Raw genomic sequence first — 15,050 nt, forward strand, 5'->3', positions numbered from 1 at the left:
AATGTCTAAACCTCAAAACCATAAAATATGACAATGAATCTAGCTTTATACTAAAAGAGTCTTCATTAGCGGCTGGACATCAGGGTAAAAACAACAATGCTGCAAAAACAGCTATTCTAGCATTATTGGCATTTAGCTGCCTAGTCAGCTGAGCGCAATAGTAAGAGTAATATAATACAATGATGTTCATTATTTCGCTGACTGATGATGACAAGTAATAGGGCTAAATATCGACGCTAATTGCATCATGTTTCAAAACATTACAGAATAGCATTTTGTTAAGACGAGCAGCTGATCGGCATTTGCGGCGCATGCGGAGCAGGTGGCATAGTATCAAGCTCAGTGGCGATATCTTGTACCGTATAAGGGGTCGCAAGCAATTCAAAGACTCGATTTAACTCATCAAATTGCCCTTGTTCAGCGCCCGTGATAACGCGCTGCGCCATACTATTACGTAACACATAAACCGGATTATTGCTGCGCATATCATCAATAGAGTGCTCGCTAGGTAACGACTGTAGCGCTGCCAAATACCGTGTTGACCACTCTTGCCAGACTTGCTGCGCCTCATTATTAAACTCAGCAGTCATTATTGCCAGCAGCTGTTGCTCATAAGGATGCTCATTTGGCGCGACCAAACCCAACAGGGCGCGGAAACTATTGCTATAGTCGAGCAAATTGTCTTCTAATAACGTCAACCATTCAAAAGCAAGGGTTAAACTCTCTTTGGCATGCGGTAATCCCAACTTACGGCACAGTCCTTGTTGATAATGCTGCATAAAGGTCGCTTCATACGGCTCTAAGCAATCAGCCAAAGTTTCGCGTGTTACGCCATCTAAGCGCATAAAGTGTGGTAGCCAAATATTTAAGTTCCAATGGCCGATGGCCGGTTGGTTTTGATATGCATAACGTCCGGTATGGTCAGAGTGATTGTTAATCCACGCAGGATTAAAACGCTCCATAAAACCAAATGGACCAAAGTCTAAGGTGCTGCCAGTAATCGATAAATTATCGGTATTCATCACCCCATGGGCGAAGCCAATCAGTTGCCAGTCGGCAATCATGCGCGCCGTACGCTCAACCACCGCCTGTAAAAATGCCAAGACTGGCACTTCACTCTCACGGCATTCTGGATAGTAAGTATCAATCATATAGTCGGTAAACTCGCCAAGCAGGTCAGGCGCAAAGCTAGCAATCCACTCAACATGGCCGAGGCGAATATGACTGTCAGCGACGCGCATCAATGCTGCCCCAGCTTCCATGCGCTCACGGCGCACTTTGTTATCTGATACCACAAAGCCCAAGGCGTTAGATGAAGGAATACCAAGCTGGATCAGCGCATGCCCACATAAATATTCGCGAATGGTGCTGCGTAACACCGCACGCCCATCACCCATACGTGAGTAGGGCGTTAAACCTGCACCCTTTAGATGTAAGTCTTGTAATTGATTATTTTTATCAAGGACTTGCGCCATGAGTAAACCGCGCCCATCGCCTAATTGTCCTGCCCATTGGCCAAACTGATGACCGGCATAAGCCATCGATAGTGGTTGAAACTGGGCTGGCACGTATTGACCACCCAAGATTTCAACCCAGCGCGCCATCAAATCTTTATCATCAAGCCAGCCCAATTGTTCGGCAACTTGGATGTTAAAATGACCTGCGCGAGGATTATCAAGTGGTGTCGGCTGCTGCTCATGATAAAGGCGGGTGTCTAATTTGACATAAGTATTTTGATAGCGCATAGGTGCCGTTCCAATATAGGGGAGTAGATTAATAAGGTGGTAGATATCGATTGGTAGCTCTATAAATGTAGATGCAAATAGTGAGTGCTGATATTCATAAACTTACTATAACATAGCCTTAATAATGCCGCGTTTCACTCTGTCCATCTCTTGTAATTAGTCTATAAGTAATTAGCACGTAAATCATTACCATAAAAAAACCCTCTATCTTTACAGATAGAGGGCAGGAGAGACTGACAATAAAGCGATTAAATGAGTAATTTTTATAAATGCTTAAGCTGCTTTTGGGCTTTGACCAATAGAGCGAAACGCATTTTTTAGATTGCTGTTATGCGCTAGTATTTTTTGTTCAACCTTAGCATAATCCTGTTTTAACGTTTCTTCAACTTCATGCAAACGATCAGCAAACTCTGTCTTTTTCAGCTCAATGGTTTTAGCTTTTAGCGCTTGCCATTCTTCGACCGTTTGGGTAAAGGCATCGTATTCAAACTTGATACGATCTTGGAAGCTCTTCATCGTATGAGGAATATCAAGTCCGTTTGCAGTGGCGTTATCAATCTGCTGTTGGGCTTTTTTGAACTGCATTTGCACTTCAGCATGCTTGATGGTGGTGTCATCAACCGTACGCAATTCACTCGTTAAACCAAGTTTAGATAAGCCAACAATCAACCATTTAGTTGGATCATATTGCCACCATTTCACGCCATTACGATAGTCGTATTGGAAGAAGTGATGGTAGTTATGATACCCCTCACCCCACGTAAAGATAGCAAGGAAGAAGTTATCACGAGCACTATTGGTATCGGTATAAGGACGCGTACCAAACATGTGACAGAGCGAGTTAATAAAGAAGGTAAAGTGATGGGTCAGTACCAAACGCAGTAGACCTGCCAATACTAATGTGCCCCAAACATCACCGATTAACCAGCCAACTGCAGCGACCATGGCGACGTTGGTTGCTAGTACCCATAAACCGTAGTATTTGTGCTGAATCTGCAGCACTTTATCTTTGGTTAAATCAGGAATATTTTTATAGTCAAAGCGACCGCTAGGATAATTGCGTAGCATCCAACCGATATGGCTAAAGAAAAAACCACGCTGTGCTGAATATGGATCTTCCATAAGATCATCAACATGACGGTGATGCGTACGGTGACCTGATACCCAGTCAAAAGCAGAGCCTTGAACCGCAAGGGTTGAGCCTAGTAATAGGAAGTTTTTTACCAAAGGATGTGCTTTATAGGCACGATGCGACAATAGGCGGTGATAGCCTGCGGTAATACTAATACCTGTCCAAACCATAAAGGCACCAAATACACCCCAAACGGGCGCACTAACCTGATGGGTCATCAAGTACCATGGTGTAATGACAGCAGCAGCAATAGGCGTTGCAATCAGAAAAATCGCTGGAACCAAGTTGATCGGCGACTTTTGGAATTCAAGCTCTAGAGGATCAATGCCCTCATAATTTTCCACGGCATTGGCGTTTTTATCGCCACTGGTGGTCACCAATTGCGTATCAGCAGCAGCGTCAATTTTACCTTTTTCGGTATCAAGCCACGTCTTCACGCGCAGCGCTTGAGTGCCAGCATGCTGTATCAGCGTATCACCAGACTTTATAGCGAGACGCAAGCCCTTAAGTGGTAAGCCTATTACTTTCTTAGCAATCATGTAATATCCCTAACGGTATTAATTTCAGCCTCTATATTACCCTAAAACAAGTATAAAGTGAACACTTATACACTAGAAAAATATTGCTAAATAACAATAACTTGTATGAGTTATGGGAAGTATTATTGTAAATACCCCATGATTTATCAGCAATTGGGTAAAAGTGTAAGTAGCAAGACATATATGTAGGTTATCAAAATACACAGGTGACTATTCGGACAATTAATTAACTGGCTTTTTAAGTGGATTTCTAAACACTATTATTCGAATGGTGAGAGAAAAATGAGTGAGAAATTTACCTGTTTAGTGCGTAAGAAAATACGTTGGATAATCGGTAATAATGGCATCGACTTGCCATGCAATCAGGTTTTCCATCGTGTCGCTATCATTGACCGTCCATGCGCTCACCGGTAAGTCATAGCGATGACAGTGGTCAATGACTGCTTGATTCAGAAGCGGGTAGTGAATACCCAGTTGCACGCAGCCAAGTTGCAGCGCAGTATTAGTCGCCGTTAGTAAGGTCTCAGGCGTACGAATCAGTAGACCACGCGGTATATGTTTTAATAGCTTGTTGCGTTGCAATCCTGCATGTAGCTCGACATCGAAGCTTGTCAATACGATAGGTAGGCGGGCAAGTGGACTGTCGACTAGCTCTATCATCAAAACCTTGATTAGTTTACGATAATCTGTGCGCTCGTGAGTCTTAATCTCAAGCTCTATATAATCAAAGCCCTCTAATGCAGGTGCTATATCGGCTAACGGCGTAATTTTATGACCAGATTGCTTATTATCTAGCTGCGAGCAACGCTGAATTTCAGCAACGTTTAATTGATCGAGGCGCGACTGCTGTCCGCACAGTCGTTGTAAATTGTCATCGTGAAAGATCATTAAGTGACCATCAGCACTTAGCTGTACATCGAATTCGACACCGACCAAGCCCGCCGTTTGCAGATTTTGCGCCAGTTCAAAACCTTCTAAAGTATTTTCTAATGCTTCGCCCCGCGCCCCGCGATGCCCTAGTAAAAGGGTGTTTTTAAAATTTATCATCATTAATAACTATCAAATATTTTATCGCTATCATATCGCCTCTGCAAAATTGGGTCTAATACAATTTTTGCCTACGGAATATTCTTTGCCTACGGAATATCTACTCAAGGGTTTTGGCAATTTGAAAAATGGATAAGTTAAATGTTGAACAAGCTAAAAATTGAACCAGTCGAAAACTTACGCCATTATTAAAATATGTATTTGTTGCGTTTTTGCAACCAAACCTCGGTTTTAGGGCGAATGTTGGACGTTATTTGTACATCAATAGGCTACACTGATGACCATTTAAAACAAACACCGTATAATAATGTGGTTTTCAAAACTTGCGTTATCACTACTATATTAGATATTAAGATTTAAAAATTTAGAGATAATAGTTTGGGCGTAAAATTTGAATGTCAAACACTGTCCGTCAGTGGCGGTACGAATCAGGTAATTGGAGCAAAATAAAGATGAGCGTAGCAAATAAGAGTTTGAGCAAGTGGTATAAAGTTGCTGGTATTGGTATCGCATGTAGTTTGGTGCTTACTGGCTGTAACCGCTCAGAAAAAGAAGAGACCACGGAAACAGCAGAGCTAACCGAACAGACCGCTGCCAGTGAAAACGCTGCTGCTACGGCGGTTAGCTGTGATGATCCTATGGTACAAGATCGCCTCAAATCTGCCTTAAAAAATACGCTCAATCAACAAGCAAAAACCTTGGCTGCAAGCTACGCTAATGATGCTGAAATTGGTTTAAATAATGGCGTTGTCACTGAGAAAACCAATGGTATCGTCATCGATGTGCAAAACGCTGCAGTGTTACAAGCTACTAACGATAATGGCATGACAACGTGTCAAGCGAGCGTCAGCATGACCTTGCCAAGTGAAGATTTATACCAAGCCAGCCAACTACAAGCAGCTAACAATCAGCCAAGCTTGCAATCACGTTTAGCCAATGACAATATCCGCATCAATAACAACATGCTCGTTGATGATGCCTTTACTTATGTCGTTGGTACGCAAGGCGGTCAAGTACGTACGCGTATCGCAGGGCAGCCTGCATTGCTTACTGTGGTATCGGAAGTGGTGGCAGGCTCAGCCTTCCAGTCGGCTTTAGAAGAGCAGCGTGCCCAGCGCACCGCACAAGAAGCCGAACGCCGCCGTCAAGCTGCGCAAAACAATAGCGAAAACCAAACTCGTCAACCAAGACAAGTAACGCCAGTTACCCCTGTGCGTCCAACTGAACCGGCTACGCCACCGACTGTCAATCAAAATAGCAGTCAGAACAGTAGCAATCAAAACAATAACCAAGCGGCTGCAACGCCTAGTACTTCAGCGCCTGCGGCTCCAGCCACACCTAAGTCAGTACCTAAAGATGAAAGTATCGATATGGTAATTATCGAAGATAAAGACGCAACTTATTAATTATTAATAACATGTCAGTAGTTGGTCTTTAATTAGAGAGTTTGAAATAAGAAAGCCCGCAACTTATGATAGTTGTGGGCTTTTTTATTTGCTGGAATCGGTTTTTAGCTATTAATTTTAGATGTTAGCAAAGATTAAACTATTTATTCTCAGCGAATTTTTGTAGTACTTGACTGTCCCACAGCACTTCAGAAACTTCCTCAGGGTCGGTGCAAAAACGGGCGGCGACGAATAACCAGTCCGACAAACGATTGATGAAGCTGACCGCCGTCGGACGAATGGCTTCTGGGCGTTGCTGTTGCAATAGCACTGCTTGACGCTCAGCACGGCGGCAGACGGTACGTGCCACATGCAATTGACTGACAAGCACTGAGCCCGTCGGTAAGATAAAGTCTTTCAGCGCCGGCAAGGTGCTATTCATCGCATCAATCTGCTGCTCTAACCATTCAATATGAGCGCTATTCACGCCTTCATATTCTGGCATGGCAAGCTCACCACCGATATTAAATAGCAAATGCTGAATAATCACTAACGCTTGAGCAAAGTCGGCTTCTTTATTCGCGTCAGTCGAGGTTTGCGTCAACTGCGCGCGTACCAAACCAATGTGCGAGTTGAGCTCATCGATATCACCCATCACGCTAAACAGATTGTCTGCTTTACTTACGCGGCTGCCATCTGCCATACCTGTAGTGCCGTCATCTCCAGTACGTGTGTATATTTTGCTTAAACGATTGCCCATGTTCGTCTCCTTAACGTTCAGTATCTTTTATCATTGCGAGTGTTAGTTGTGCGCTCATTGTAGTATTTTACGAGCATTTTCGCTAAGATAATGGGTTAAGTTTTATATTGCTGCTTTTCCTAAGATAATAATCACTTTCAAAGCTTTCATAGCTAGACGTTTTTATTATTTAAGTATGCAGTATGGATATGCTCGTTTCATTCTTATACTTTTTATCAAAAGGCTTTTCTACTATGACCACACCTCTTGCAGACGCTATGTCTCAGCTTGCCATTTACGATTCACTTAACGGACGCAAGCAGTCATTCAAGCCGCTTGTGGCGGGCAAAGTTGGCATGTATGTGTGCGGGATGACGGTCTATGATTATTGTCATATTGGTCATGCTCGGATGATGGTTGCCTTTGATATGGCGGTACGATGGCTGAAGCAATTGGGTTATGACGTCAATTATGTGCGTAACATCACCGATATTGATGACAAAATCATCACCCGTGCTGCCGAAAATGGCGAAGAGATTGGTGCATTAACCCAGCGTTTTATTACAGCGATGCATGAAGATTTCTCTGCGCTTGGCTGCTTAGCGCCTGATGCCGAGCCGCGCGCGACCGACCATATCGATGAGATGCAGCAGATGATTGGTAATTTGGTCAGCAATGACTACGCTTATGCGGGTGATAATGGCGATGTCTATTATGCGGTCGATAGCTTCCCTGATTATGGTAAATTATCCAAGCGTAATTTGGATGATATGCAAGCGGGCTCACGCGTTGATGTCGAAAATGACAAGCGCAATCCGTTTGACTTTGTCTTATGGAAAGCGGCAAAACCTGGTGAGCCACAATGGGCATCGCCATGGGGTCAAGGGCGTCCCGGTTGGCATATTGAATGCTCGGCGATGTCGACCAAATGTCTTGGTAATACCTTTGATATTCATGGCGGCGGTCATGATTTACAGTTTCCGCATCATGAAAATGAGATAGCGCAATCTGAAGCGGCGACGGGCTGCGAGTACGCGCGTAATTGGATGCACGTTGGCTTTATTAATGTCGATGGCGAAAAGATGTCTAAATCTTTGGGTAACTTTGCCACCATTCGTGACGTCATCAAGCATTTTCATCCTGAAACGCTGCGCTTTTTCTTACTATCAAGTCATTATCGCAGCCAAGTAAATTTCTCGGACAAAGCTTTAGATGAAGCACATAATAGCCTAAGTAGATTGTATCAAGCATTAAAGGCTGCTGAGCAACAAAAAGGGCAGGAACTCGCCATCAATGATGAGCTGATAACCGCTGCGTATAGTAGTGCCGCCGGACAAGATTTTATCAAAGCCATGAATGATGACTTTAATAGCTCAACGGCAATCAGTGTATTGTTTGGGCTGGCGCGTGATATCAATAAAGCAATCAAAGCTGAAAATGTAGAGGATGCATGGCAATTGGCGCAGCAGCTTAAAGCCTTGGCGCAGACATTAAATATATTGCAGCTGCCCGTACAGCAGTTTTTACAAGCGGTCATCGGTGAGGCGCAAGCAGACGGTTTAACCGATGCCGCTATCGATGGATTAATTATTGAGCGTGCGGATGCTAAAACCAATAAAAACTTCGCCCGTGCTGACGAGATACGCGAGCAGTTAAAAAATGCAGGTATTGAACTTGAAGACAGCCGTGCGGGTACCACTTGGCGCCGCGCATAAAGCATGTCGTCCATCTAACTAATGGTATCCATTAATGGTTTTACTCATAAATTAAGTCAGCTTAGCGCTGGCTTTTTTTTGTTCATTGCATTAGCTTAAGCTTATATTAACCCTTAATTTTAATAACTAATTTCACTAATCAGCCTAGAAACTTATCGTATGAAACATTTTCCTCAGTCCTTGATTGCTAAAAATATCCAAGTTCACAATACAGGCGATATTGGCGACACTGATTTTTCTAGTTTTAGGAGCTTTGAGAACTTTGAAAGTTGTGAGAGTTTGAATACTGTTCAGGGTAAGCGTAAATTAATGGCGAGGCATTTGAGCATACGCCATTTTATTATCAGTATCTCCGTTATTATCCTAAGCATTGTCTATCTGCCTGCTTATGCCGCTAGCAGTGTCAACGCTGTGCTTGATGAAAACTCAGCTAAAAATTCAGCTACCAGTTCTGCTACTAATAATCAAAATGAAGCAACTGCGCCCGTCACTGCCGCACCAGAGAATGTCGTTGATTATGCATCGCAAAGCATTGATAAGCTGAAAAGAGAAGGGATTAGCCCGCTTGAGAAAAAGACGGTGCAGCAGGCAGGCGTGTTACAGGGCGATTCTGGTCTGACAGGCGATTATAACGAAAGCTATTATGCGTTAAATAAGCTCAATGTAGGCTTGCCGCCACTATCTGAGCCACCGAATTTATCGACACCATTGGCAACGTTAGAGTTTTTTCAATCAGCGGTCATGAAGCAGCAATATGACTTGGCCGCTTATGCGCTCAATATGAACTTGATTGATAAGGAGTTGCAGCCTAACCAAGCGATGGAGCTTGCCAAACAGCTTGATTTTTTATTGGTAGAGAGAAAGCTCTATGTGTTTGATAAGCTGCCTGACCGTCCTGACGGTTTGATTGAACCGCCGCTTGGTAGCACGAATAGTATCCAAGGTATTCCTAGGCGCTCAATCCAATTGGGCTATATCGATTATCGCGAGCGCCGTGTACCGATACATCTTGAGCGCGTGCGCATCGATGACAATGCGCCTTTTTGGGTGTTTTCCGCGCAGACGGTGTCTAATATCAATAAGTTATACGAGCAATATCAGCCCGCAAAGTTTGAGCGCTATTTGCCCGACTGGACCAAATTAAAAGTCTTTGGCATTGCTATTTGGGAATTTATAGCACTATTCATGTTCTTTTCTTTTACCATGGGCGCCGGTTGGTTACTTAGTAAAGCGGCTGGTAAATTGCTGAATTGGTATGTTTTAGACAAAGAGGGCAATCGACTTGGTACTGTTCATCACAACGGGGTAGAGGATTTGGTTAATAAGCTGACCGTACCTTTGACTTTTACCATCAGTTTCTCCTCTGTTTATACATTGGTATCGGGCGGCCTTCCTTATCTAGATGCCTTAGCCTCATCGACACGCCCCATTATTTGGATTGGCTTGGTGTTTAGCACCATGTGGCTTGGTATTCGTGCCATTAATTTTTTTGCCAATCGTTATAAAGATTTTCAAATAGAAAATTTAAGCGAAGCGCAGTTTGATAAAGGTCGCAGCCGTCGCACTTATGTGTCTATCTTTCGCCGTGTCTTTATCTTTGTGATGATTTTGGGCGGAATTTGGATAGGACTGAGTGAATTTACCAATATTGATGGTTTAGGTAAAACCCTACTCACTTCAGCAGGGATTGCGGGCGCGGTGATAGGTATTGCTGCGCAGCCTATTTTGGGAAATATTATCGCAGGTATGCAAGTTGCGATTACCCAGCCTGTGCGTATTGGCGATACGGTGATGATGGAAGGTGAGTGGTGCACGATTGAGGATTTGGGTTACACCTATGCGGTACTAAAGACGTGGGATGAGCGCCGCTTAATTGTGCCCATGCGGCATTTTATTACTGAGATTGTCGAGAACTGGTCGCATACCGAATCGCATCAAACCTCGGTGATTTATTTATATGTCGATTACGGTGCCGATATTGACGCCATTCGGCAAAAATATATCGAGCTTGTAAAAGACAATGCGCTATGGGACAGTGAAATTGAGCCTGAGTTGTTTACCGTCTCGGTATCAGAAACCACCATTAAACTGCGTTGTAGTCAAGCGTCTGATAACCCTCTCAATGCTTGGACACTCGAATGTGAAGTGCGTGAGCAGATGCTGAGCTATTTATATAGCGAACAAAAAGAATATTTGCCGGCTGAGCGTTTGATAGTCAAAAATAGTGCTGATTAAGTTCGGCTAATTTTAATCATTTTTTAACGGCTTGAACTTATTTGGAAAGTTTCTCAAAGATAAGTTTTTGAAAACTTTCCAAATAAATATAAATTATCAAAGAACCTTATATTATTAAATGACCTTAGATTATTAAATGACAGTGCCATCATATCATCGTATTAATATAGCAAAATAAGCTGACAAATATGTTATGCGTAGGCTTGCCTTATTTGTTATAATATGGCGTTATTTTTAAGGGATAATTCAGTTATTAAGCATCGTGTAATCAGACTTTAGGAGGTTTAGAGGCGCTGTATTGGCAAATCTACTTACTAATCGTTTTATTACTACTGATAAATAGATAACGTGCCGAGCGAATGTTGGTGTTTAGAGTTTGTTCCTCATGGTTTTCTCATAATCTAACGGCTTTATCTTTATTTGCATTTTAGCCTACCGTTTTTGACAAAACGTTCGTTTATTGACTTAATACTGCATTGCCCACCCATCAAAATAACCACCACTAGGGGTCTGTATGTTGCGAATTGTCGATGAAGCCTTAACCTTTGATGACGTTTTATTATTGCCAGCTTATTCTGAAATCCTACCAAAAGCTGCTGATTTAACGACCCGCCTAACCAAAAATATCACATTGAATTTACCTATAATCTCTGCTGCGATGGATACCGTCACTGAATCTGAGATGGCCATCACTATGGCACAGCTTGGTGGCTTGGGTATCTTACATAAAAGCATGGATATCGATAAGCAAGCCATGCAAGTACGCCGCGTTAAAAAATTCGAAGCGGGTACGGTGGTTGATCCTATCACGGTTCATCCAGAGATGACGATTGGTGAGCTATTAAGATTGGCCCAAGATAATAATATCTCAGGTGTGCCTGTGGTTGAGAAGGGCACTGATAAAGTCATCGGTATTGTCACTCACCGCGACTGGCGTTTTGAGACCAATCTATCATTGCCAGTCAGTCATATTATGACGCCAAAAGATCAGCTGGTCACCGTTAAAGAAGGTGAGAGCAACGAAAATATCAAAAAACTCCTTCATGAGCACCGTATCGAGAAAGTCATTGTCATTAATGATGATTTTCGCTTGCGTGGTCTGATTACGGTTAATGATTTTGCTAAAGCAGAAAACAACCCTAACGCATGTAAAGATGAGCACGGTCGTCTGCGAGTTGGCGCAGCTGTTGGTACTGGCGCTGATACCCAAGCACGTGTTGAAGCCTTGATTGCCGCGGACGTCGATATTATCGTTGTTGATACCGCGCATGGTCACTCAAAAGGCGTGATGGATAAAGTTTCTTGGATTAAAAAGCACTTTCCAAATGTTCAAGTTATCGGCGGTAATATTGCCACTGGCGATGCGGCTAAAGCGTTACGTGATGCTGGTGCAGATGCGGTGAAAGTAGGTATCGGCCCAGGATCTATCTGTACCACGCGTATTATCGCTGGTGTTGGTATGCCGCAAATTTCTGCGATTGATAGCGTCGCAAATGCGCTACAAGACAGTATTCCACTAATTGCTGATGGTGGTATTCGCTATTCAGGCGATATGGCAAAAGCCATTGCTGCCGGCGCGTCGTGCATCATGGTTGGTTCGCTGATGGCCGGTACCGAAGAAGCGCCAGGTGAGGTCGAACTATTCCAAGGTCGCTATTATAAAGCTTATCGCGGTATGGGTAGCTTGGGTGCGATGTCAGGTCAAAACGGCTCGTCAGATCGCTATTTCCAAGATGCCAAAGATGGGGTAGAAAAACTGGTTCCAGAAGGTATCGAAGGTCGCGTACCTTATAAAGGACCAGTGGCTGGTATCGTTAACCAAATGATGGGTGGGCTGCGTTCATCAATGGGCTATACTGGCTGTGCAACCATCGAGGAGATGCGCACTAAACCACAGTTTGTTAAAGTGACTTCAGCGGGTATGAAAGAATCACATGTCCATGATGTGCAGATTACTAAAGAAGCGCCTAACTATCGTGTCGACTAATCACGTTTTTAACGCTGTATAAGCGTAAATCACCTGCTTAGTAGCGTTGTCGTGACTTCGAGATACAAACAGCCAACAATGCCTTGTTATTGTTGGCTGTTTTTTTTGTAAAATACAAGATTGGATTAAGCGTATTTTTATCTAAGGCTATGCCTGTGCGCACGTCTGGTTTTTACTTTTAACATTGAGGAATAATAATAATGAGCTACTTTGGCACTGATGGTATTCGCGGAAAATTTGGTGAACTACCCATTACCCCTGATTTTATTTTAAAGTTGGGCTATGTGACGGGGTTGGTGCTGATAGAAAATAATAATAATCCTGCTCGTAAACCTAGTGTGGTTATTGGTAAAGACACGCGTCTATCAGGTTATGTGATTGAAGGGGCGCTGCAGGCAGGCTTTAATGCCGCCGGTGTCGACGTCCATATGCTAGGACCGTTACCAACGCCTGCTATCGCGCATCTGACGCGCAGCTTTAATGCTGATGCTGGTGTAGTGATTTCTGCCTCGCACAATCCTTATTTTGATAACGGTATCAAATTTTTCTCAGGTGATGGCAAAAAACTCACTGATGAGCTGCAAAATGCTATTAACGATAAATTGACCGCCATTATGTCTACCACAGACAGTAACGACGCTCTGATGCCTATTTTAGATCCAGCACAATTGGGTAAAAACAATCGTATCAATGATGCCAAAGGGCGCTATATTGAGTTTTGCAAAGGCAGCTTTCCTTATCAATACGATTTAGATCATTTGACCGTCGTTGTCGACTGTGCCAATGGCGCAGGTTATAGTGTCGCGCCGCGCGTTATGCGTGAACTTGGCGCCAATGTTATTGCGATTAACAACAAACCCGACGGTATTAATATCAATGCAAAGTGCGGCTCGACCCATCCTGAAAGTCTGCAAAAAGCCGTACTCGAGCACGAAGCCGATGTCGGTATTGCTTTAGATGGTGATGGTGACCGTATCGTGATGGTCGATGAAGCAGGTGAGTTGGTCGACGGTGATGGTATTTTGTATGTACTTGCGACTCAAGGTCAAACCAAAGCCAAAGGCGTCGTTGGGACGTTAATGAGCAACATGGGCTTAGAGTTGGCGTTAAAAGACGCTGACATTGAGTTTACGCGTGCAAAAGTGGGTGACCGTTATGTGATGCAAGAGCTTGAAGCCAATGGCTGGATATTGGGTGGTGAGCCATCGGGTCATATCTTATGCTTGGATAAAAGTCGTACTGGCGATGCGATTATTGCAGGCTTGCAAGTGCTGGCAGTGATGCAAGCACGCGGTAAAGCGCTTAGCGATTTGACCGAAGGTTTTGAGGTATTACCGCAGAAGTTAGTCAATGTGCGCTTATCGAAAATGCAAGATCCGTTTGAACATGAGGAATTGGTTACCTCTTTTGATAAAGCTCGCGCTACTTTAGAAGGTCGTGGCCGCTTGCTTATTCGCCAATCGGGTACAGAGCCGATGATTCGAGTCATGGTCGAGTCAGATGATGAGATAGAATGCGATGTAATGGCAAATGATTTGGCAGATAAAATCAAAACGGTCTTGGGTTAAAAGCCTCGGGTTAATAGTATTTACGAGTATGGTTTGTATTTACGAATATAATGAGAAACAATCATGAGTATGGATTTTACCGATCAGCGCCTATCCTATGAGAAAGGCCAACTTGACCAACAGTTAGTACCCGCGTCACCATTTGAGCTGTTAAAAGCTTGGATGAATGAGGCAATAGAAGCACAAGTGCAAGAACCGTATGCGATGAGCTTAGCGACTTGTGGAGCGGATAATAAGCCTAGCGTGCGTATTGTTTTGATGCGCGAGATTACCAATAAAGGTATCGTTTTTTATACCAACTATGAAAGCGCGAAGGGCCAAGATATCGCTGAAAACCCCAATGCCGAAGCACTGTTTTTTTGGCATAAGCTTGAGCGTCAAATTCGTATCAGCGGCAGTATTGCTAAAATTGATGCCAATAAATCTGCGGCTTATTTTCAAAAACGTCCACATGATAGTCAGGTGGGCGCGTGGGTTAGCCAGCCGCAAAGTGGTGAAGTTGCCAATCGCGCCGTGATGGAACAAACGTTTGCACAGCTACAAGCCGATTATCCAACAGACAGTCCAGTACCCACTCCTGAGTTTTGGGGTGGTTATGAGATTACGATTGAGGAAATTGAGTTTTGGCAAGGTCGCGCCAATCGTATGCACGACCGTATTGTTTATACGTTAGATACCAGTAGCGAAGAAAGCACGGCAAAATGGACAACCAAGCGCTTATTGCCATAATATTTGTACATCTATAGCGAATATTTATAGCGCGCTGTTTTATTGATAAAACAAAAATCCCTCTAAACCGAATAATATAGGTATTTAGAGGGTTTTTTTTATGTGCTCATAATTATAAATTATCTTATCATCCTAACAATTGTTCTATTTTTATAGATATGATGCTTGACTGTCTTATACGCTAGGTTCAAACTATGGTGCTGATTTATGCTCTTTTATAGAGTGTAAT

At 43.4% G+C, this 15,050-nt stretch carries 10 protein-coding genes; 6 read left to right on the forward strand and 4 right to left on the reverse strand.

Annotation, left to right across the window (positions count from 1 at the left end; genetic code table 11):
• Positions 1 to 278: 278 nt before the first annotated feature.
• From JMW39_RS04070 to JMW39_RS04080, 3 genes are all read right to left on the reverse strand, one after another.
• Positions 279 to 1,745, reverse strand: a complete 1,467-nt coding sequence (locus tag JMW39_RS04070) for a protein adenylyltransferase SelO (RefSeq protein WP_201544064.1) — start codon at positions 1,743 to 1,745, stop codon at positions 279 to 281.
• Positions 1,746 to 2,018: 273 nt separating this feature from the next.
• Positions 2,019 to 3,416, reverse strand: a complete 1,398-nt coding sequence (locus JMW39_RS04075) for an acyl-CoA desaturase (RefSeq protein ID WP_201544066.1) — start codon at positions 3,414 to 3,416, stop codon at positions 2,019 to 2,021.
• A gap of 303 nt (positions 3,417 to 3,719) precedes the next feature.
• Positions 3,720 to 4,463, reverse strand: a complete 744-nt coding sequence (locus JMW39_RS04080; RefSeq protein ID WP_201544068.1) for a glycerophosphodiester phosphodiesterase — start codon at positions 4,461 to 4,463, stop codon at positions 3,720 to 3,722.
• Between the two features lie 395 nt (positions 4,464 to 4,858).
• On the opposite strand from JMW39_RS04080, the gene JMW39_RS04085 reads away from it, so the two are divergent.
• Positions 4,859 to 5,869 (forward strand): hypothetical protein, encoded by a 1,011-nt coding sequence (locus JMW39_RS04085; protein ID WP_227679232.1) that lies wholly within the window; start codon positions 4,859 to 4,861, stop codon positions 5,867 to 5,869.
• A gap of 139 nt (positions 5,870 to 6,008) precedes the next feature.
• On the opposite strand, the gene JMW39_RS04090 is transcribed toward JMW39_RS04085, so the two are convergent.
• Entirely contained in the window at positions 6,009 to 6,608 is a 600-nt protein-coding gene (locus JMW39_RS04090) for a cob(I)yrinic acid a,c-diamide adenosyltransferase (protein ID WP_201544070.1), read from the reverse strand.
• Between the two features lie 233 nt (positions 6,609 to 6,841).
• Here JMW39_RS04090 and cysS point away from each other — a divergent pair, with 233 nt between their 5' ends.
• From cysS to pdxH, 5 genes are all read left to right on the forward strand, one after another.
• Positions 6,842 to 8,302 (forward strand): cysteine--tRNA ligase, encoded by a 1,461-nt coding sequence (cysS, locus tag JMW39_RS04095; RefSeq protein ID WP_201544072.1) that lies wholly within the window; start codon positions 6,842 to 6,844, stop codon positions 8,300 to 8,302.
• A 159-nt stretch (positions 8,303 to 8,461) separates the two neighbouring features.
• Complete coding sequence (locus tag JMW39_RS04100) at positions 8,462 to 10,537, forward strand: mechanosensitive ion channel family protein (RefSeq protein ID WP_227679239.1); 2,076 nt, start codon at positions 8,462 to 8,464, stop codon at positions 10,535 to 10,537.
• A 514-nt stretch (positions 10,538 to 11,051) separates the two neighbouring features.
• Entirely contained in the window at positions 11,052 to 12,524 is a 1,473-nt protein-coding gene (gene guaB, locus JMW39_RS04105; RefSeq protein WP_201544074.1) for an IMP dehydrogenase, read from the forward strand.
• 200 nt (positions 12,525 to 12,724) lie between these two features.
• Positions 12,725 to 14,092, forward strand: coding sequence for a phosphoglucosamine mutase (gene glmM / locus JMW39_RS04110; RefSeq protein WP_201544076.1), 1,368 nt, complete (start codon positions 12,725 to 12,727; stop codon positions 14,090 to 14,092).
• Positions 14,093 to 14,161: 69 nt separating this feature from the next.
• Entirely contained in the window at positions 14,162 to 14,821 is a 660-nt protein-coding gene (pdxH, locus tag JMW39_RS04115) for a pyridoxamine 5'-phosphate oxidase (protein ID WP_201544297.1), read from the forward strand.
• Positions 14,822 to 15,050 lie beyond the last annotated feature (229 nt).

The sequence above is a fragment of the Psychrobacter immobilis genome (assembly GCF_904846175.1).
Classification (GTDB): domain Bacteria; phylum Pseudomonadota; class Gammaproteobacteria; order Pseudomonadales; family Moraxellaceae; genus Psychrobacter; species Psychrobacter immobilis_E.

Coding starts and splice junctions, on each gene's coding strand:
- JMW39_RS04070 (WP_201544064.1), bottom strand. CDS start 1,745: ATGCGCTATCAAAATACTTATGTCAAATTAGACACCCGCCTTTATCAT.
- JMW39_RS04075 (WP_201544066.1), bottom strand. CDS start 3,416: ATGATTGCTAAGAAAGTAATAGGCTTACCACTTAAGGGCTTGCGTCTC.
- JMW39_RS04080 (WP_201544068.1), bottom strand. CDS start 4,463: ATGATAAATTTTAAAAACACCCTTTTACTAGGGCATCGCGGGGCGCGG.
- JMW39_RS04085 (WP_227679232.1), top strand. CDS start 4,859: ATGTCAAACACTGTCCGTCAGTGGCGGTACGAATCAGGTAATTGGAGC.
- JMW39_RS04090 (WP_201544070.1), bottom strand. CDS start 6,608: ATGGGCAATCGTTTAAGCAAAATATACACACGTACTGGAGATGACGGC.
- cysS (WP_201544072.1), top strand. CDS start 6,842: ATGACCACACCTCTTGCAGACGCTATGTCTCAGCTTGCCATTTACGAT.
- JMW39_RS04100 (WP_227679239.1), top strand. CDS start 8,462: ATGAAACATTTTCCTCAGTCCTTGATTGCTAAAAATATCCAAGTTCAC.
- guaB (WP_201544074.1), top strand. CDS start 11,052: ATGTTGCGAATTGTCGATGAAGCCTTAACCTTTGATGACGTTTTATTA.
- glmM (WP_201544076.1), top strand. CDS start 12,725: ATGAGCTACTTTGGCACTGATGGTATTCGCGGAAAATTTGGTGAACTA.
- pdxH (WP_201544297.1), top strand. CDS start 14,162: ATGGATTTTACCGATCAGCGCCTATCCTATGAGAAAGGCCAACTTGAC.